This is a genomic window from Vibrio tritonius (genome assembly GCF_001547935.1).
Lineage (GTDB): Bacteria > Pseudomonadota > Gammaproteobacteria > Enterobacterales > Vibrionaceae > Vibrio > Vibrio tritonius.
Genome location: NZ_AP014635.1, coordinates 469,300 through 489,105 on the forward strand (window position 1 = coordinate 469,300; position 19,806 = coordinate 489,105).

At 44.6% G+C, this 19,806-nt stretch carries 14 protein-coding genes and 1 tRNA gene; 11 read left to right on the forward strand and 4 right to left on the reverse strand.

What is annotated here, in order from left to right; genetic code table 11:
* Positions 1-375: 375 nt before the first annotated feature.
* Entirely contained in the window at positions 376-1,788 is a 1,413-nt protein-coding gene (pykF, locus tag JCM16456_RS02175; protein ID WP_068711971.1) for a pyruvate kinase PykF, read from the reverse strand.
* Positions 1,789-2,217: 429 nt separating this feature from the next.
* On the opposite strand from pykF, the gene JCM16456_RS02180 reads away from it, so the two are divergent.
* Together JCM16456_RS02180 and glmS are read left to right on the forward strand one after the other, a co-directional pair.
* A complete protein-coding gene (locus tag JCM16456_RS02180; RefSeq protein ID WP_068711973.1) occupies positions 2,218-2,979 on the forward strand; it encodes a DeoR/GlpR family DNA-binding transcription regulator in 762 nt (253 codons plus the stop codon).
* Between the two features lie 67 nt (positions 2,980-3,046).
* Positions 3,047-4,879: a glutamine--fructose-6-phosphate transaminase (isomerizing) gene (glmS, locus tag JCM16456_RS02185; protein WP_068711975.1), complete on the forward strand. Its 1,833-nt coding sequence runs from the start codon at positions 3,047-3,049 to the stop codon at positions 4,877-4,879.
* 831 nt (positions 4,880-5,710) lie between these two features.
* Here the strand turns inward: glmS and JCM16456_RS02195 are convergent.
* Complete coding sequence (locus JCM16456_RS02195; protein ID WP_068711979.1) at positions 5,711-6,619, reverse strand: LysR family transcriptional regulator; 909 nt, start codon at positions 6,617-6,619, stop codon at positions 5,711-5,713.
* Between the two features lie 127 nt (positions 6,620-6,746).
* Between JCM16456_RS02195 and JCM16456_RS02200 the strand changes: the two genes are divergently transcribed.
* Complete coding sequence (locus JCM16456_RS02200) at positions 6,747-7,589, forward strand: nitroreductase family protein (RefSeq protein WP_068711981.1); 843 nt, start codon at positions 6,747-6,749, stop codon at positions 7,587-7,589.
* A 914-nt stretch (positions 7,590-8,503) separates the two neighbouring features.
* Positions 8,504-8,590, forward strand: a tRNA-Leu gene (locus tag JCM16456_RS02205).
* Positions 8,591-8,670: 80 nt separating this feature from the next.
* On the opposite strand, the gene JCM16456_RS02210 is transcribed toward JCM16456_RS02205, so the two are convergent.
* The gene (locus JCM16456_RS02210) at positions 8,671-9,555 is read right to left on the reverse strand and encodes a LysR family transcriptional regulator (RefSeq protein WP_068711983.1); all 885 of its coding nucleotides are present in this window, start codon (positions 9,553-9,555) and stop codon (positions 8,671-8,673) included.
* 184 nt (positions 9,556-9,739) lie between these two features.
* Between JCM16456_RS02210 and JCM16456_RS02215 the strand changes: the two genes are divergently transcribed.
* A complete protein-coding gene (locus JCM16456_RS02215; RefSeq protein WP_068711984.1) occupies positions 9,740-10,096 on the forward strand; it encodes a cupin domain-containing protein in 357 nt (118 codons plus the stop codon).
* Positions 10,097-10,154: 58 nt separating this feature from the next.
* On the opposite strand, the gene JCM16456_RS02220 is transcribed toward JCM16456_RS02215, so the two are convergent.
* Positions 10,155-12,152 carry a glycoside hydrolase family 28 protein gene (locus JCM16456_RS02220; RefSeq protein WP_082712204.1) on the reverse strand — a complete coding sequence of 666 codons (1,998 nt, stop codon included), beginning with the start codon at positions 12,150-12,152 and terminating at the stop codon, positions 10,155-10,157.
* Between the two features lie 343 nt (positions 12,153-12,495).
* Between JCM16456_RS02220 and JCM16456_RS02225 the strand changes: the two genes are divergently transcribed.
* The 6 genes from JCM16456_RS02225 to JCM16456_RS02250 are packed head-to-tail and all read left to right on the forward strand — an operon-like array spanning position 12,496 to position 19,794.
* Positions 12,496-13,101, forward strand: coding sequence for a 4Fe-4S dicluster domain-containing protein (locus JCM16456_RS02225; protein WP_068711989.1), 606 nt, complete (start codon positions 12,496-12,498; stop codon positions 13,099-13,101).
* 2 nt (positions 13,102-13,103) lie between these two features.
* Positions 13,104-15,137, forward strand: a complete 2,034-nt coding sequence (hyfB, locus tag JCM16456_RS02230) for a hydrogenase 4 subunit B (protein ID WP_068711990.1) — start codon at positions 13,104-13,106, stop codon at positions 15,135-15,137.
* On the forward strand, positions 15,137-16,090 hold the full coding sequence (locus JCM16456_RS02235) for a respiratory chain complex I subunit 1 family protein (RefSeq protein ID WP_068711991.1): 954 nt from the start codon (positions 15,137-15,139) through the stop codon (positions 16,088-16,090). The genes hyfB and JCM16456_RS02235 overlap by 1 nt, the downstream gene beginning before the upstream one ends.
* A 13-nt stretch (positions 16,091-16,103) precedes the next feature.
* Complete coding sequence (locus JCM16456_RS02240) at positions 16,104-17,543, forward strand: hydrogenase 4 subunit D (RefSeq protein ID WP_068711992.1); 1,440 nt, start codon at positions 16,104-16,106, stop codon at positions 17,541-17,543.
* Between the two features lie 12 nt (positions 17,544-17,555).
* Entirely contained in the window at positions 17,556-18,203 is a 648-nt protein-coding gene (hyfE, locus tag JCM16456_RS02245) for a hydrogenase 4 membrane subunit (protein ID WP_068711994.1), read from the forward strand.
* A gap of 4 nt (positions 18,204-18,207) precedes the next feature.
* Entirely contained in the window at positions 18,208-19,794 is a 1,587-nt protein-coding gene (locus JCM16456_RS02250; RefSeq protein WP_068711996.1) for a hydrogenase 4 subunit F, read from the forward strand.
* Positions 19,795-19,806 lie beyond the last annotated feature (12 nt).

Below are 19,806 nucleotides of genomic sequence, written 5' to 3' on the forward strand. Positions count from 1 at the left end.
GATAAAACCATCTTGAGTTGGACTGGATATTCAGTAAACTGTGTTTTTTTTAAACAGTTTGGCTCCAGTGGTACAGGGAACTGCAAAGTTAAAAAGTCTTGTTTGATATAAAAGCTATGGAATTCAAACACTCTGGGCAGTATGAGGCAGAGCATGTTGTTAAATCATTTTGTCGTTAGGTTAACGATTGGTTGTTTGTTGGTATTGGGAATTAAATTAAGCGCACTTTATTTTCTTCCTATGGTGTTACTTTTGAATACGCACCACAGAGAATTTTTTGGTTGGTAACAAAACCACCGACCAAAATCTAACATCACTAGTTTAGCAAAGATAAAAAAATCGGGGCCCAGGCCCCGATTTTTGTTATCAGTTCGATTAAAGAACGTGAACTGACGCAGTGTTTGTTGTACCTGATGCAACAAGAGCACCAGAAACCATAACCGCGATATCACCTTTCTTACCTAGGCCTGATTCAAGAGCCATTTCTTTACCTAGACGGTAGAAGTCATCAGTGCTAGCAATTTCATCAACCACTACAGGTGTTACACCTTTAGAAAGAACAAGCTGTGCAGCTGTTTTCTTGTTAGTTGTGATAGCAAGAATGTTTGCTGTTGGGAAGTATTTACGAACTGAACGAGCAGATTTGCCTGCTTGAGTCGCTACCACGATAAGTGGAGCAGCCAATTTCTCTGCAGTATCTACAGCGCCTTTACATACTGCTTCAGTGATGCGTAGACGTGGGCTGTCTAGGCGAGTGCTAAGCTCAGCTTGTAGAGATGAATCAGTGCGTTCAGCGATACGAGCCATGATAGTTACCGCTTCTACAGGGTATTTACCTTTCGCTGTTTCACCAGAAAGCATGACTGCATCTGTACCATCCATAACCGCGTTTGCTACGTCGCCAGCTTCTGCGCGAGTAGGGCGTGGGTTTTTGATCATTGAATCAAGCATTTGAGTTGCTGTGATAACCACTTTACGAGCGCGGTTACATTTTTCAATCATCATTTTTTGCGCGAAGATAACTTCTTCAGCTGGGATTTCAACACCTAGGTCACCACGAGCAACCATGATGCCATCAGAAGCTTCTAGAATGTCGTCGAAGTTATCAACGCCTTCTTGGTTCTCAATTTTAGAGATGATTTGGATGTTTTCGCCGCCGTGAGAAGCAAGAACTTCACGGATTTCTTTTACATCAGATGCTTTACGGATGAATGATGCAGCAACAAAGTCAACACCTTGCTCACAACCAAACTTAAGGTCGTTTTTATCTTTTTCAGCAAGTGCTGGAAGATTAACTGCAACACCAGGAAGGTTTACACCTTTGTTTTCGCCTAGTGCACCGTTGTTCAGAACTTTACATTTTACTTCAGTGTCAGTTTTAGAGATAACGGTCATTTCGATTAGGCCGTCATCTACCAGGATAGTGTTACCTTCTGCAAGGTCTGCAGCAAAGCCTGGGTAAGTAACTGCTACGCGGTCTTTGTTGCCAACAACTGCTGTGTCAGTTGTGAAAGTGAATTCTTGACCAGCTACTAGATCAACGTCATCGCCGTTTTCTAGTTTGATAGTGCGGATTTCAGGGCCTTTAGTATCCAATAGGATTGCTAGAGGTTTACCAGTGTTCGCCATTACTTCGCGGAAGTTTTTGATGCGAGTACCATGCTCAACGTAGTCACCGTGAGAGAAGTTTAAACGCATAACGTTCATACCAGCATTCACTAGCTCGGTAAGTTTCTCTACTGACTCAGTTTTTGGGCCAATCGTACATACGATTTTGGTCTTTTTCATGGAAGTGTTTCTCCGGTAAATAGTATTAATTTTGAAAGTTGTTTCACGGGGTATAGAGGGCTCGTGGTGGCAATCTGTACTTTCTTTATCGCCTGTCTATATAAAAATCGAGCTAACGCCTCTTTACTTGAAAGTCTTACAACAGATTTGATCAATTTATAACTACATCTGTTGCCTAAAATTTCAGAATTATCGGGATTTCCCTAGGGTACAACGGGAAAGTTACAAAAATATCACGCCTAGTTCTGTAATTTTTTTTCTTTAGGGCTGGAATTCTACCACTTTATTTTTTCAATAGCACTGTCCAAGAATTGTCTTAGGACAAGGTTTTAGCGTGAAATATTAATTTTTTGGAGCAAAATAAATGGACAGTTATGTTTCGAAGTGATTATAATTGCTTTCGATTCGAAACCTGCTATAAAGTTAAAAATGTCGAAACGAAATACACAACTTAGAAGACACGCTATTGCGACTCTCGTTAATGAGATGGGAGAAGTGAGTGTTGAATCACTAGCTTCTCAATTTGAAACTTCAGAAGTCACTATTCGAAAAGATTTGGCTTCCTTAGAAGAAAACGGTTTATTACTGCGTCGCTATGGCGGCGCAATTGCATTACCGAAAGAAGTCGTAAGTGAAGAGTTGAGTCCAAAAGTTTCGGTTCGAAAGGTTTCTATCGCAAAAGCGGCTGCAAAGTTAATCCGAGATCATAACAGAATTGTGATCGACAGCGGCAGAACGACCGGTGCCTTGATTGAACAACTCAATGAAAAACGTGGTTTAGTTGTGATGACTAACTCATTGCAAGTGGCTAACGCGTTAAGTGAATTGGAGAATGAACCGACATTATTAATGACGGGCGGAACGTGGGATATCCGTTCTGAGTCTTTCCAAGGTAATGTCGCCGAATCGGTGTTGCGCTCTTACGATTTTGACCAACTTTTTATCGGTTGTGATGGTGTCGACTTAGAACGAGGCACGACTACATTTAATGAATTGATTGGCTTAAGCAAAGTGATGGCTGAGGTTTCTCGCGAAGTCATCGTCATGGTTGAGTCTGACAAGTTTGGACGCAAGATCCCTAACTTAGAATTGCCTTGGAACATCGTGGATGTGTTGGTGACCGACGAAGGTCTTCCCGATGAATTTGTTAAGAAAATAGAATCGCATCAAGTGCGAGTTATTCGCGCTTAATCAGTAGAGATTAGGACTTAAAAAGTTGTGGTAAGTCCTCAACGTCATTTTTTAGGAGCTTATTAGTATGTGTGGAATTGTTGGTGCAGTAGCACAGCGTGATGTAGCAGAAATTCTTGTTGAAGGCCTACGCCGTTTGGAATACCGCGGTTACGACTCTGCGGGTGTTGCAGTGGTAGATGCAAACAAGAATATGACTCGTGTACGCCGCCTAGGTAAAGTACAAGAATTGGCTGATGCGGTTGCAGAATCGCACGTACATGGCGGCACTGGCATTGCGCACACCCGTTGGGCAACCCACGGTGAACCTTCTGAAATCAACGCTCACCCACACGTATCTGGCGATATCGCAGTTGTGCACAACGGTATCATCGAAAACTACGAAGTTTTGCGCGAAGAACTTCGCTCTCGTGGTTACGAGTTCGTATCTCAAACCGATACTGAAGTTATTGCTCACTTAGTTGAATGGGAACTTCGTACTTCTTCATCGTTACTTGAAGCCGTTCAAAAAACCGCAAAACAACTTGAAGGTGCGTACGGTACCGTTGTTGTTGACCGTAAAGATCCTGAACGTCTTGTGGTCGCTCGCTCTGGTAGCCCAATCGTTATCGGTTTAGGTGTGGGTGAAAACTTCCTCGCTTCTGACCAATTAGCGCTTTTAAATGTGACTCGTCGCTTTATTTATCTTGAAGAAGGTGATGTGGCTGAAATTACTCGTCGTGAAGTGAAAATCTTTGCTGCTAACGGTACAGCTGTAGAACGTGAGATTACGGAATCTAACGCAGAACACGATGCGGGTGAGAAAGGCAAATACCGCCACTTCATGCAGAAAGAAATTTTTGAACAACCAAAAGCCCTGCTAAACACCATTGAAGGCCGTATCACAGATGATTCTGTGATTACTGATAGCATCGGTGTGCACGCAACTGAAATTCTTAGCAAAGTTGAACACATTCAATTAATTGCTTGTGGTACTTCTTACAACTCTGCAATGGCTTCTCGCTACTGGTTTGAAGCAATTGCTGGCGTGAGCTGTGACGTAGAGATTGCTTCTGAGTTCCGTTACCGTAAATTTGTGACTCGTCCAAATAGCTTGTTGATTACCTTGTCTCAATCTGGTGAAACGGCTGATACATTGGCCGCCCTTCGTCTTGCTAAAGAAAAAGGCTACATGGCGGCAATGACCATCTGTAACGTGGCAGGTTCTTCTCTTGTACGTGAATCTGATATTGCCTTTATGACCCGCGCAGGAACCGAAATCGGTGTGGCTTCAACTAAAGCCTTTACCACTCAGTTAGCAGCATTGCTAATGTTGGTGGCGGCGATTGGTAAGCAAAAAGGCACAGTGAACAAAGAAACTGAAAAAGAGATTGTCACTGCGTTGCATGCTCTGCCTAAACAGATTGAATCAGCTCTCGGCAGTGAAAAAGAGATTGAAGATCTAGCAAAAGACTTTGCAGATAAGAACCACACGCTGTTCCTCGGTCGTGGTGAGTACTTCCCAATTGCATTGGAAGCGGCTCTGAAACTGAAAGAGATCTCTTATATTCACGCAGAAGCGTATGCAGCAGGTGAATTGAAACATGGCCCACTAGCGCTTATTGATGCGGATATGCCAGTGGTGGTGATTGCACCGAACAATGACCTGTTGGAAAAACTCAAATCCAACATCGAAGAAGTGCGTGCCCGTGGCGGTCTGTTGTATGTCTTCGCCGATGAAAACGCAGGGTTCGTTAGCGATGCCAGCATGAAAGTGATCACCATGCCACACGTGAGTGAAATCACCGCACCGATTTTCTACACCGTACCAATGCAATTGCTGGCTTACCACGTTGCATTGATTAAAGGCACTGACGTTGACCAACCTCGTAACCTAGCGAAAGCGGTAACGGTAGAATAAACCATTTAATCAGATGGTTATCGATGCGGTCGGATAATAAAGTCTGATCAAAAGAAATAAAATTAAACCTCCTGATGTATGCCAATGCATCAGGAGGTTTTTTAATGCCAGCTTTAAATAAGCCAGTTCACTGACAAAGAAATAGCGTTGTAAGTGTCGTCGACATTAAAGCTCGAAACTGATGCGCTTGTAACCTATTGTGTCGTGAGTTTTGCTACCCAGTAGAGTTGGTTATTAGATGTCTCAATGACATCGAATTCATCTTTATCAAGTTGTTTTAACTTACTGCGTAGACTCCGCTTATAGTTCGAAAGTGGTTCCGTAAATTCGTTTGTATTTACACGTTGGCACAGGCGCAAATACTTTTCAGATGCGACGCGCCTAGCTTCAGATTGAAGCATGTGCACTATCGCCAATCTTTGATTTGGCAACACATTAGCAAGGGCGCTGTATGTGATTCTATTTGGCATACTCGAACTTTTGGATTTAGTTGACAGTAACACTAACGTTGCATAGCATACAGACATCAGCTTGTAGATGACCACTGATTCAAGCCACTACATAAGCAACCGTTTATCGGAAAAAAGCCCCAATCTTTTGATTGGGGCTTTTTACTTTCTGTAGTTCTAAAAATGACTACTCAAACTGTTTGTACGTTGCTTCATTTAATACTTTCAAAAACGTGATGTAGTGCGCCTCGAATTAAATGGGACAGAAGCGCCATAGAACATCCGCTCTAAAACATTTATGCCCCATTCCGTGTTTCGGACAGTGGGCAATGTAGAAATAAGAGTCCAACTGTACACAAATTTAAGTCATGTTATTAAATTACTACTGACTCGGAGTCACTCTCTCTGAAAGCCGTTGAGTTATCCAGTCAACAAAAAGACGAACTCTTGCACTTAGACGTTTTGTTGGGGGGTAAAGCAGAGAAATAGGAACATCGCCATCTGTTTCACGAGCAAGAACCTGAATTAATTCTCCTGAGAACAATAGATGACTAACAACTGAAGCATGAGCTTGTCCAATACCATAACCACTCAAAATAAAATTTACATAGCTTGCACTATCATTTGTAGCAATATTAAACCTCGATATTCGCTTTTCAACTCCATTGTTGTTAAAGATCATAGGCCAAACTTCGCCATTGTTTGCACTAATGTAACCAACAATCTGATGCGATTTTTCTAGTTCATCACTACTTTCAGGCATGCCAAATTGTTTAATGTACTTAGCACTTGCACAGGTAACTAATTTATCTTTATAAATCGTTTTTCCTATCATCGATGAATCTGCCAGTTTACCAGCTCGAATCACGCAATCTATGCCTTCCTCGACTAGATTTACTGGTCGATCACCACTCCCTAGGATTAACTGAATATCTGGATAACGTTGCCTAAATTCATCCAGCATGGGGAATAAAACAAATGTAGCTAATGATGAGTACACATCTACTCTTAATCTACCTTTAGCAGTTGACTTCATACCCATTAAGGCTTCGTCAGCTTCATCAAGTGCAGACATCAACAGATTAACACGATTGTAATAATCTATCCCTTCGACAGTAAGCGTTACAGAGCGCGTTGTTCGTTGAATCAACTTTGTACCTAAGTATTCTTCCAAATCTATTAGAGCTTTACTAACAGTTGATCTAGGCATGTCGAGCTGAGCTGCTGCTTTGGTAAAAGAGCGGCATTCAGCAATCTTTTGAAACGTTCTTATCGCTAGTAGTTGATCCATAAGTCTATCTGTTCTCTTTTTATTAATTGTACATAATTATGGAATATCATGTCATGATTAGCGTGTTTATCTAACCAATAATGATAGTTATTGTAGAAGCATCTTCAATGAACTAGGGATAAAGAAAATGTCACTTTATAAAGATGAAGAACTACTACAGCAGAGATATGGCTCACAACAAAAGCCAGATAACATACAATGGACTCCTGAAGTTAAAACGATGTTGACTCACCGTTCTGTGAGAACCTTTCTGCCTGAAGGTCTACCAGAAGGTACACTTGAAACTATGGTTGCTGCTGCTCAGTCTGCATCAAATTCTTCAGCACTAAATCAATGGAGCCTTGTCGCTGTTACAAAACCAGAATTGAAACAACAGATTGCTGATACTATTGCGGCCACCGTTCCTACAGATCGAATACCTTGGATAGAAGAAGCTCCTGCTTTATTACTTTGGGTAGCTGACTTGTCTCGCTCTGAAGAGATAACCAAACAGCACGGAGGCGATCCGGTTGTGCTTGATTACTTAGATTCATTTCTGATGGCTTCAATTGATTCAGCTTTAGCGGCACAAAATGCGTCTTTAGCTGCTGAATCTATGGGGTTAGGTATCGTGTTTCTTGGTGTAATGCGCAATGCAGCTAAAGAGCTTGCAGAAATGATTAATCTTCCACCTTATAGTTTTGTGACATTTGGTATGGCTGTGGGAAAACCAGATCCATCTAGAGCCAGTTCTATACGCCCACGTCCAGCACAGCCCATGGTTTTGCATTATAACAAATATGATCCGGGTGAATATGTTAAGTATTTAGATGGGTATGAAGAAGCTATACTCAATTTTCGTACCGAACAGGGTATGAAAATAAAAACTTGGCAAGAGGCTGTTTGCTTTGCTGCTACAGACATGAGCTATATGGGAGGAAGAGAAAAACTTCGTCAAACTATAGAACAGCGTGGTTTCAAATTACTTTAATTTAATACGATTTGTGCCAGATGTAGTGGCCGAAAGATCTTGGCCACTCAAATCGGGTTAAATTGCCTAGGTGCAATATTAGGAATAATCCGACTATCCTATGGTGTGTAACTCGTAATTGTCCAAAAGTTTGTTAACCAGCGTTGAATACAGGTTGTGACCCCCAAGTGATTCTGTCTCAATGACAATCAGCTTCATCTTTCTATGGGCTGGGAAAGTGCGAATGGATTTATGAAACCTTAGTAATATATAAACTGATATTATGGTGTCAATTTTAGCAATTAACGTTCCAAAATTGTCATCATGGTGGCAGTCACGAATCCATCATTAGAATGAATTTTTCGTCCCCCATGTTTTAGAAAGAAGATACCGTTAATCCTTGAAATTGCTACTATAGTAGCAATTGTCGAGGTATTGGGTTATTTGAAGAAGTTGCAAGACCTGACGAAACCGTCTGAGCCAGAATTAAAATCGATAGAGGATGTGCTTCGACATGCTTAAATCAGCCCTAACCCTTACAAAGAACATATGACGGCATTTGGTGGTAATGGCCGAACGCCAAAGAGCGCACTAGATTCAGTTAGCTGCTCAGTCGGAATTGTCTTCAAAGAACGCGATTATGGTGATGGCTGAAGAAATATTTGAAGCAACACGCTCGTTTAGTAATGAGGCCAAACATCTGGGCTTGTCACCTAATCTAATTAAGGAGATTGACAAGGATATGGTAGAAAAATTCCAGTCGCTGTATGTTTAGGATAAATCAAATTCGCCTAGCTCGAAGCTGACAAAATGTTCGCCATTTTTGTATTTTGCTTAAAAAACAAACATATGAGAAGGATAAGTGTGATCGTTATCTCTTTTCGTATATGTGTCTCTTTTCACACTTTGGGTTTAGCAGGATATTAGCGTCACACGCAGATGTGGTGGAATTGGTAGACACGCTAGCTTCAGGTGCTAGTGGCCTAACGGTCGTGGGAGTTCAAGTCTCCCCATCTGCACCAGTTTTAAAAAGCCCGTTATTTATAACGGGCTTTTTTGTTATTAAACAATTACTTGTCTTATATCTTGTGGCGCTTCTTTGTTAGTTTATCTTGTCCTTGAACTCTGAAATGAAGCGGATAAAAGCGTGTTCTGCCTGCGATAAGGCATCTTCATCCAACCAGCATAAATGAAAGTGACAATACTCTTTCGGCGATAAGGAAATAGCGTGTAGGTTAGGCGTCTTTTCTACGAGATCTCGCAGTAGTGTTGAAACGCCCAAACCATCCAGTGTGGCTTGTACTATTGTCGGAATGTAGTTGCTTTCGATGATGACATTAGGGCGAAATCCCGCTTGCTCGCAGCGCTTATCAATGATGTTTCGTTGCAAAAAGGTGTCATCCATTAATATGAGTGGCAAATACTCAAACTCATTGTCTTGCATCGATTCTTTTTGTGCCAATGGATGATCAAGCGCACAACTAGCAACCATCTCTTGCTGTTCTAATGAAATACGCGGCCACTTTCTATGTATGCGTCTTTCATCGATGATAGCAAGGTTCAGTTGTCCTTCTTCAAGATGGCTGCGAATGGTATTTGCGCTGTTTTGAATAACAGAGATGCGAATACCCGGATAGGTTTGATGGAACTGTTTGAGAATGTGAGGAAATTGAGTGTAACCATACATTTGTGGTACCCCAATTTTTAGGTGGCCTGTTCGAAGTTTTTGGTGATCGGCAATCTCTTGTTCTACTCGTTCAATTTCGCTGAAAATTCGTTTAGAACGTTTTAGGAGTAGATGACCTTCTTCCGTTAGCTTAAGTGGTTGATTGCGCACTCGTGTAAATAGTAACACTCCCAGTTCTTCTTCTAATTTCTTTATCGCTACACTCAAACTGGGCTGGGCAACATGCAGTTCAGCGGCGGCTCGAGTCACGTTTTGTAGACGAGCAATGGCTTCAAAATAACGTAATACTCTGATTTCCATATTAAGACACTATGCTGGGAATAAAAAAACAGTATTTCCTCTCTCGAGAAAGAGTCAATACAATTTTTGTTATTAATACGAGAACAATCAATATCTGGCCTGCAGAATGTTTACCTTGGGAATGGTGGTAAGCGATATGGGCATCCCTTGCTGGCTTTTTTCTTTCGTCTATAAATGAGCGATTATGTTAACCGATGAATTTCTCCACAACCTAGAACAAGCTGACTTGAGAGAGTCTTATGAAGGTATTCGATATGCTTCATTCGACTTTGGTGGAGGCTTTACGCAAGGTTACATGTTGTTTGAGCCGCAAAAGGTATTGCCTAAATTTTCGTTTCATCAGTCTATTAGCTTGCTCATTTTAGAAGGGCATGCAGAGCTTACTATTGACCAACACAATCATTTATTGCGTGCTTCTGACCTCTACGTTATCCCTGCTGATAAAGTATTTTCGTTAGAAAATGTTTCTGGGAAATACCGCTTAAAAATATTGTTAACCTCAGAACAACCGATCGATTTTGGTATTCGTTGGATACATTAGGTTTTAAAAAGTTGCTCCCTTCATTAGGGAAGGGAGCAAGCTATTTGTTTGACGCGTTTTATTTGTAAGGTGGTGAGACTTTTACAAATTTGACGTTCTTTGAATGGCTGAGTTTCCAAGGAGAGTCATTGCCGTTCAGGAATGTTACCTCTTCAAATTGGCTATCTTTAAGATGATCGATACGAGTTTTTTGGTCTTGGTAAAACGTCACTTGTTTAAATGATAAGTGATTGTGCCACGTTTCTGGGTAGCTCACTTTGCTGTCTTGACCGTCGTACCCATCAATCAAGATGGACGGTTTTTGGGATGGGTTGTGATTATCAACAGTAATATCGTCGATATCTATGTGGCTAAAATAGGCGGCTTGCGTGGCATTTTGGAAAACGTTGTCGCCCGCTTTGTACGCCAAAGTAAACACAAATGGGCTACCTAAGCCGCCGCGGTTTTCCACATCAAGGCCACTTGGCAATGCCGAGTGTGTATTGTGTGAACCAATATCGGCTAGGGCATTTTCTCTAAAGGTAATGCGCCTTACACCGCCACCAGTGGAGAGCGTGCTTTTTAAACGTAAGCCATTATCGGTCATAAAGGCGACGTTGTTTTCTGCGACAATATCTTGAATCCAAGCGCCAGTATGACTGCCCGCGACTAATACGCCATGGCCTTCGCGAGTGTAGTTGTTAAATACCCAGCCACGCTCGGTGGAGTGCACACCTTCGGTGCCCGCTTGATAATCTTTTCCTTGGCCAGCTGCGAAGTTAATGCAGTCATCACCGCTATCGATAAAGTTTGCGAATACGGCAAAGTCGCTACTATTACCAAACTCAACGCCATCAGCATTATTAATGTCGAACGTTTCGGTGCGAGTGTAAGCCATGGTGGCCTGTTCGCTATCAAGGAACATCACGCCGTGATACGCCGGGTTGAGTAAGGTTAACCCAGAGAAATAGATCTTATTGACTCCCCGAAACGTGGCTAAAGAAGAGCGACGATTAGCGTAGATATCTTTATTGAACTGGCCAAGATACTCAATTTTGGAAGTATCCCCATCCCAGTTTGGATGATACTCACGATAGGCCGATATCATTTGATCTTTGGCTAAGATTCCCAAGGTATAGACGCGATCTCGACCTCCTGGTGGATGATAGGCAAGTTCTTGTCCTGCTTCATCTCGTGTGGTGCCTTGTTTTAGCCACCCACTGCCATCCAACGTTCCTGCACCGACAATACGGATATTTTCAAAAGTCCCCATACGGTGGTCGTAACCTTGCTGACTGTGATTTTCACCATTGCGGTGATCAGCAGTTAATGCATTGAGCAAGGAAGGGGGGCGACGCGAATCGGTTGCATTGGTTCTAAAACTGTAGAGTTGGTAGCCCTGCTGTAAAGGATAATCTTTAGCATAAGGAGAGCCTTTTAACGTCGCGCCTTTAGCAATTTCCAGCGTCATATTGCTGTGTAGAAACAGTGCGCCAGTGACATAAGTGGCTCCTGAATCGCTGGGGGCAATCAATACTCGACAGCCGTAGGCATTGGTTGACTGATTTGCACATTGGTCAATGGCGGTTTGAATGGCTTTGGTGTTGAGGGTGTTGCCATCGCCTTTTGCACCTAATTGGGTGATATCAACCGTATGGGTATAAGTCGGAGTGGTGACTTGAAGTGGTGCGCTTAACTGAGATTCTTGCCCATCATCATAAACTGCCGCAATTTGAAACTGATATTGGGTCGCCGGTTTTAATCCAGTCACCATAAAATTTTGGTAACGAATCGAGTAAGCAAAATGCGCATTATCTCGTTCATAGAACGCTTTGAAATACGGCGCAGCGGGGTTGTGCAGAGTATTGTTGTCACTGGCTAAACCTAGCGATTGGCCATTTTGATAAAGGTGATAGTCAACAATATGTGCACGCTGCTCGGGCTGTTGCCACACCAGAACCACACTTTTTTCATCTTGAGCTAATGCTGGGGTCGAAAGTGCCAAATCGGTTGCGGGGGGAGGTGTGGCAGCTTGGCTTGATGCCGCCAGTAGCGCACAAGCGATTGAACTTAACATGGGGATTTTTCTCATGGTACCTCGCTAAAATAAAACATCGTTTCAAAATGTAATTAGAAGTTGTTTTACCATGGCTGAAAATTATGGCGTATGAGAGAGATCGCAATTTTTCATTGGCAGTCGACAAAGTTGTCACATAAGTTTTTGCGCTGTTTTTCAGTTCGACACTAGTGTCGACACTGGGTGTCGAAGTCACTGATTTTACGTTAATTTTCTGTTTTAAAACGGATTAACTTATTAACATTTTAATTCTAACATTATGATTTAATTGGTTTTGTTAAATCATATTCCAGATTGGCATACATGTTGCTCTAAAGGGCTTATTTAATTAACAGGGTATGCTATGAAGAGCTTTGTGATTGCAGATCCGAAAAAATGTATCGGTTGTGGTACCTGCATGGCAGCGTGCTCCGACGTACATAAGAAGGAAGGTCTGCAGAGTCATCCCCGGTTGACAGTTGTCAAGCATCAGGATGCGACGGTTCCTGTTATGTGTCGTCACTGTGAAGATGCACCATGCGCTACGGTGTGTCCTGTACAGGCGATTACGAAGGAAGATGATCGTGTACTGATTAATGAAACCTTATGTGTTGGCTGTACCTTGTGTGCTGTTGCCTGCCCATTTGGCGCCATTGCTTTTGATGGTAGTCGTCCGGTCGCCATGGCCAACAGTTACGATACTTATATTCCATCCACTCCTCGCTCAAGTAATCCTTGCACTTCCTCTCCTCAGACTTTTGGTCATGACATTCTTGCCTGGGAACCTGGCGTTAAAAGCATCGCAGTGAAGTGTGATTTATGTGGATTTCGTGAAAAGGGCCCAGCTTGTGCTGAGGTGTGTCCTACCGATGCGATTGTCATGGTGACAGACAATGAAGTGGTTGACTCTCGTTCGCTAAAACGCGAGATGGCTGCGGAAATGTCCCAAGCCACGAAGATGGAGAGATAGCAATGACGAATACACTTGAGTTATTGGCGATATCCATTGGCTGTTATGTCATCGCCAGTTTAGTGGCTTTACTCGGTAGCGGTGAACGTGAATCGAGCATCGTAAAAGTATCCGGAGTATTGGGTTTTATTGGTGGTGTGCTTGGCTTGCTAAGCTCTGCACAAGCTCTGCTGGGTGGCACTGCGCTGACGGCAACTCTTTATAGTCCTTTTGAGTTTGCCCAACTGGCTATCAATATGGACGCACTTGGTGCGTTTATGGTGTTGGTGATTTCTCTCATCATGGTCGCCGCTTCCATTTATTCATGGCATTACATGAATGAGTATTTGGGTAAAGGCGCGTGGGGCATCAGCTTCTTCCTCCATCTTTTTGTTGCTTCTATGGTGGCATTAGTGGTGGTTGATAACGCATTTTACTTCATCGTGTTCTTTGAAATGATGTCGTTAGCCTCTTACTTCCTCGTGCTGGTGGAACAAACTGAGAAAAGCGTTAAAGCCGGGTTGCAATACTTCTTTATTGCTCATGCCGGTTCTGTGCTGATCATGATTGCGTTTTTTATGTTGTACCGCGCATCTGGTTCACTCAACTTTGTCGACTTTACCAATTTGAATCTGCCCGAATGGGAATCTTCCGTCATCTTCTTATTAGCGTTCTTTGGTTTTGGTGCTAAAGCCGGGATGATTACACTGCACGGTTGGTTACCTCAAGCTCACCCTGCGGCACCTTCACACGCATCGGCTCTGATGTCGGGTGTGATGGTCAAAATTGGGGTGTTCGGCATTATCAAAGTCGGCGTGGTGTTCCTCGGTGGAACCCAAGCGTGGTGGGGATATGTTGTGCTTGTCTTTGGTGCCGTTTCTTCCGTACTGGGCGTTATGTACGCCTTGGCAGAACACGACATCAAACGCTTACTGGCTTACCACACAGTAGAAAACGTCGGCATCATCTTAATGGGGGTTGGTGTAGCGTTAATTGGTATGGCAACTGGTCATCCCGTTTTTGCTGCGTTGGGCCTACTGGGTGCTTTATACCACTTGCTTAACCACGCGGTGTTTAAAGGCTTGTTGTTCTTAGGTGCTGGCTCTGTGATTTATCGCATGCACACCAAAGACATGGAAAAAATGGGTGGTCTTGGCAAATTAATGCCTTACACCGCAACAGCCTTCTTGATTGGGACCATGGCGATTTCTGCTCTGCCACCACTGAATGGTTTTGTCAGTGAATGGTTTATCTATCAATCGCTGTTTGACCTAAGCCGTCAATCTGTTTTGAGCATGTCGATTGCGGGACCTATCGCAGTGGTGATGCTGGCGATTACTGGCGCGTTGGCGTGTATGTGTTTCGTTAAAGTTTACGGTATCTGCTTTAGTGGTGCGCCTCGTACGCAAAAAGCCAGTGAAGCCCGCGAAGTGGGCTGGCCTATGGTGCTTGGCTGCGCTTTCTTAGCCGTAATGTGTATCGTGTTGGGTGTCGGTTCTCCTTGGATCTCTCCTCTGATTTCAGACATTGCCACCACCACGTTAGCGGCTGCGCCAATTGTTGTTCATCAAGGCATGTCACTTCATCCTGTCTCAACCACTCAAGCCATCTTGTCGACACCGGTTATCACCATTGGTTTATTGGTGCTGCTGGTTGTTCCTGCGTTGATGTTGGCCTTCTTCAAAGGTCGTCGTTTGAGTAATCGTCGTCAAGGTGATCCTTGGGCCTGTGGTTACGCTTACGAAAGCCGCATGACCGTCTCTGCTGGTGGTTTCACTCAACCTCTGCGTCATATGTTCGCTCCGGTGTATCGCATTCGCGTGATATTAGACCCAAGTGGTTGGATGCAGCGCTCGTTGCAAGCCGTGACAACGTCTGCTGCGGCGATTGAGCCAAGTTTTGATCGCTACTTAGTGCAACCGGCTTGCCGCGCTGCCATGTCAGTCAGTGGTTGGGTAACGCGCATGCAAGGCGGTGATTTCCGGATCTACTGCTTGTACATCGTTGTGGCGTTACTGGCACTGCTTTTCCTTCCCGTTGATTTAGGAGCGAAATAATGGCTGAACTTCATATGCCCGGATTGAGCTGGATCGTACTTGCTGTAGTACAAGCGTTATTGATGCTGCTACTGGCACCGCTCGCTACCGGATTCTCGCGCATGATTCGCGCCAGAATGCACTCACGTCGTGGCCCCGGTTTGCTGCAGGATTATCGCGATATTGCCAAATTGCTGCGTCGCCAATCTGTGGCTCCAGCCAATGCGGGTCCTATCTTTTGGATCATGCCATGGGTGCTGATTGTCACCATGTTATTGGTGGGCATGGCGCTGCCTACGCTGACTCAAACCTCACCATTTCCGATTTCAGGTGATGTGATTACCGATATCTATTTATTGGCGATCTTCCGCTTCTTCTTCTCACTGGCTGGCTTGGATTCCAACAGCATGTTCAGTGGAGTGGGGAGCGCGCGTGAGTTAACGCTTGGTGTGTTGGTGGAACCGATTTTCGTGCTGTCGATTTTTATCATGGCGATGATTGTTGGCTCAACCGACTTAGGCTACATCAGCCAAGGGATGTTGGGTGAAATCTTCCAACAACCGGTCACCGTTGTGCTTGCGGGCGTTGCCTGTGCGTTTGCCATGTTTGTCGAAATGGGCAAATTGCCATTTGATGCGGCAGAAGCAGAACAAGAACTTCAAGAAGGTCCGGTAACGGAATATTCCGGCTCTGGCTTGGCGATGGTCAAGTTAGGTCTGGGATTGAAACAACTTGTTGTGGTTCAGCTTTTCCTTGCCATTTTCATCCCGTGGGGCAAAGCGGCAACCCTAGCGTTCCCTGATTTGCTACTGGCTGCTGTCGTACTGCTGTGCAAATTGATCATTGTGTTCTTCTTGGCTGGTTTGGTTGAAAACGCAATGGCTCGGGTACGTTTCTTAAATACGAGTCGACTAACTTGGTCTGCATTCTCATTTGCAGGTCTGTCGTTAGCCTTCTACGTCATCGGATTGTGAGGTTTTATTTACAATGGAGATGATCGGTTTATTTACGATTTTGGTGCCGTTCTTAGGTGCCATCCTGACCTTATTGGTACCCAAAACTTCGGCTAAGTGGGTCTGCCAGCTCTTTGCTGCGCTCGCTACATTGGGCACTTGGGCTTTGGCTTATCACTTCTTCTTGCAAGGTGGTGAGGCGCAGTCGGTTGCGATTGTGCAATTTGGTCACTTATTGATCTTCGGCTTAACCGTCGACAAAGTCAGCACCTTGATTGCTGCCGCTGTTGTTGGTTTGGGGTTGATTGTTGCGATTTACTCTTTAGGGTACATGAGCACCGGTAACAAAGAGCATCCTCATGAAGGGGACCCTCGTTACTACTCATTCTTACTGGTGTTCATCGGTGCAATGGCAGGCTTAGTATTGTCATCTACCTTGGTGGGGCAACTGCTGTTTTTTGAAATCACCGGTGCCTGCTCTTGGTCATTGATTGGTTACTACCAAACCCCGATTGCGTTTCGTTCTGCGTTGAAAGCGTTGATTGTGACTCACATTGCGTCACTGGGTTTATTTATTGCAGCAGCGACCTTGTTTATCCAAACAGGGACCTTTGAGCTGACTGCGATTGCGACCCTAACGCCTAGCGCGAAAATGATCGTACTGTTTGGCATCTTGTTCGCCGCTTGGGGTAAATCAGCACAACTGCCAATGCACATGTGGCTGCCTGATGCGATGAACGCGCCAACCCCGGTCAGTGCTTATTTGCACGCAGCATCCATGGTCAAAGTGGGTGTGTACATTTTTGCACGCGGCATTTTGTCAGCCGGTGATGTGCCTATCGAAGTGGGCGTAGTCGGTGTGATTGGTGCCATGATCACCATGATCTACGGCTTCGTAATGTACTTGCCACAGAAAGACATGAAACGTCTATTGGCTTACTCAACCATTACTCAACTGGCGTATATCTTCCTTGCTCTTTCCATGGCAGCCATGGGGTCTTCTTTAGCGTTAAAAGCGGGTGTGAGTTACATCTTCAACCACGCCTTTGCTAAGAGCTTGTTCTTCTTTGTCGCAGGTTCACTGAGCTTTGCCTGTGGTACTCGTATGTTGCCACAACTGCGCGGGATCATTACCAAATCACCATTGCTCGGTGTGGGCTTCTGCGTCGCTGCCATGGCGATTGCGGGTGTACCTCCGTTCAACGGTTTCTTCAGTAAATTCCCTTTGCTTGAGGCTGGTTTCCAACTCTCTGCTGAGCACAGCTGGTTAACACCAGTCTTGGTGTTGGCTCTGATTGAATCTGTTGCGACCTTTGGTTGGCTACTCTACTGGTTTGGTAAATCCGTCGTTGGTAAACCATCTGAAGAGGTCGAGAACATTTCACCTCTGCCTGCGTCAATGAAATCCATGTTGGTCGTGCTGATTGCCATGTCCGTTCTGTCCAGTTTCATTGCCTCAGCTTGGCTCAATTAAGGAGGTCAGACTATGAGTGATTTAATGATGAATAACCTAGCCAGTTTATTGGTGGTGACCTCCTTTTTGGTGGTGATTGCCCGTAAAGCGCGTAACGCAGCTTGGTTATACGCAATTCAGTCGTTGGTGTTGGTTGGGCTATTTGCTGCGATTGCACACCGTTATGACGCCCATGAGCTTTATAGCTGGTCGGTGACGGCGTTCATTTCTAAAGTGATTTTGGTGCCGGGCATTTTGTTTATTCAATTGGGCAAAATGCAGGATCCCAAGGCAGAGCAACCATTGATTCGTCCGGTGTGGATTGCCTTTATTGTCGCCATCATCAGTATTGCTTCGCTGTATGCCATCGAACCCGTTCAACTGCCGATGATTGCTGAGCTGAAACCGATTTTGGCGGTCTCTTTGGCGCACTTCTTTATCGGTTTGCTGTGCATCGTCAGTCAACGCAATATCCTCAAACAGATTTTTGGTTACTGCTTGATGGAAAACGGCTCGTCGTTGACGTTGGCGTTGGTGGCGCACAATGCGCCGCATTTGGTTGAAATCGGCATTACCGTTGACGCTATTTTTGCTGTGATTGTCATGGTGATTTTAGCGCGTCTGATTTTCGCAAAACTGCGCACATTAGACGTCAAACAACTCACTGTATTAAAAGGGTAATAGCATGACGTCTCTAAGTTCTATTTTCCCCTATCTGCTTGGCATCCCTCTGTTTGCTGCATTGGTGAGCTTGGCAGGTGCTTGTTTAAAAGGGGAGTTTCATAAACTTTCTTCACTGATTCACACCGTTAGCGTGTGTGCCACCTTTATCATCACTTGGATGCTGGCGCTGCAAGTGTTTGAGCACGGCGCGCTAGAAACGCAAGGGCATTGGTTGCTACTCGATAGCTTATCTGCTCTGTTTATGGGTGTGCTAGGGCTAGTGGCATTGATCACCGGTTTGCATTCATTGGGGTATATCGGCAGTGAGTTTCGTGAAGGTGAGTTGACCAGCCGTCAGGTGTCACTGTACTACGGTTTATTCAACTTGTTCCTTGCAACCATGTTGATTGCTTTAACGGCCAATAACATCATCATGATGTGGGTAGCCATTGAAGCCACCACCGTCAGTTCGGTGTTCTTGGTTGGGATTTACTACCAACGTTCTTCACTCGAAGCGGCTTGGAAATACATCATGCTGTGTAGCGTCGGTGTGGCGTTTGGTCTATTTGGTACGGTGATTACTTACTCCAACGCAGTCGCGGTATTTGGCGACCCTTCTCAAGCGATTTTCTGGACAGCGATTCGTGACAATGCGGCGCAATTCGACCCTCGTCTGATTCAAATTGGCTTCATCTTTATCATCATTGGTTTTGGTACCAAAGTGGGCTTGTTCCCTATGCACACTTGGCTACCAGATGCTCACTCTGAAGCGCCAAGCCCGGTTTCTGGTCTGCTTTCTGCTGGCTTGTTGAATTGTGCATTAATGGTGATTTTGCGTCACTTAGTGGTGGCTCAAGAGGTTTTGGGTCATGGGTATACTCAAGCTCTGATGCTCGGTTTCGGTCTGCTTTCCGTCGCCGTCGCTGCCTTCTTTATCTTGGTACAAAAAGACATCAAACGTCTGTTGGCTTACTCCAGTGTGGAAAACATGGGCCTTATTACCTTCGCGATTGGCTTAGGTCCCTTGGGCGTGTTTGCTGCGATGTTGCATGTCATCAACCACAGCTTAGGTAAAACCCTAATGTTCTGCGGCGCAGGTAACGTGATGCTCAAATACGGCACTCGCGACATGGGCATTATCAAAGGCGTGGTGCGTGTTGCGCCTTGGACTGGTGTGCTGTTTGGCGCTGGTGCATTAGCACTCGCTGGTGTTCCCCCATTTAACCTATTTGTCAGTGAATTCTTGATTGTCTGCTCTGCTCTTTATGCGCAGCACCCAGTGCTCATCATCATCTTGTTACTGCTATTGACTCTGGTTCTCGCTGGGCTGGCACGTTTGGTCGCAGCTTGTGTGTTGGGCAAAGCACCTGAAGGTGTCGACAAAGGCGAAGTGAACATCATGACCGTGGTGCCACTGGTCGCAATGATGGTGTTGATGGTGATCATGGGCACTCACATCCCTAGCGCGGTATTACATGGTGTCGACCAAGCGACTTTGGTGATCACTAATCAAGACTTCAGCACTGTATTGCAACAACTGCATTTGCCATGGCAATCCGTAACGGATTTGTCGAGCACCGCAGACCTAGTTACACCAATGACTCACTAATGAGAGAGAATG

Coding starts and splice junctions, on each gene's coding strand:
- pykF (WP_068711971.1), bottom strand. CDS start 1,788: ATGAAAAAGACCAAAATCGTATGTACGATTGGCCCAAAAACTGAGTCA.
- JCM16456_RS02180 (WP_068711973.1), top strand. CDS start 2,218: ATGTCGAAACGAAATACACAACTTAGAAGACACGCTATTGCGACTCTC.
- glmS (WP_068711975.1), top strand. CDS start 3,047: ATGTGTGGAATTGTTGGTGCAGTAGCACAGCGTGATGTAGCAGAAATT.
- JCM16456_RS02195 (WP_068711979.1), bottom strand. CDS start 6,619: ATGGATCAACTACTAGCGATAAGAACGTTTCAAAAGATTGCTGAATGC.
- JCM16456_RS02200 (WP_068711981.1), top strand. CDS start 6,747: ATGTCACTTTATAAAGATGAAGAACTACTACAGCAGAGATATGGCTCA.
- JCM16456_RS02210 (WP_068711983.1), bottom strand. CDS start 9,555: ATGGAAATCAGAGTATTACGTTATTTTGAAGCCATTGCTCGTCTACAA.
- JCM16456_RS02215 (WP_068711984.1), top strand. CDS start 9,740: ATGTTAACCGATGAATTTCTCCACAACCTAGAACAAGCTGACTTGAGA.
- JCM16456_RS02220 (WP_082712204.1), bottom strand. CDS start 12,152: ATGTTAAGTTCAATCGCTTGTGCGCTACTGGCGGCATCAAGCCAAGCT.
- JCM16456_RS02225 (WP_068711989.1), top strand. CDS start 12,496: ATGAAGAGCTTTGTGATTGCAGATCCGAAAAAATGTATCGGTTGTGGT.
- hyfB (WP_068711990.1), top strand. CDS start 13,104: ATGACGAATACACTTGAGTTATTGGCGATATCCATTGGCTGTTATGTC.
- JCM16456_RS02235 (WP_068711991.1), top strand. CDS start 15,137: ATGGCTGAACTTCATATGCCCGGATTGAGCTGGATCGTACTTGCTGTA.
- JCM16456_RS02240 (WP_068711992.1), top strand. CDS start 16,104: ATGGAGATGATCGGTTTATTTACGATTTTGGTGCCGTTCTTAGGTGCC.
- hyfE (WP_068711994.1), top strand. CDS start 17,556: ATGAGTGATTTAATGATGAATAACCTAGCCAGTTTATTGGTGGTGACC.
- JCM16456_RS02250 (WP_068711996.1), top strand. CDS start 18,208: ATGACGTCTCTAAGTTCTATTTTCCCCTATCTGCTTGGCATCCCTCTG.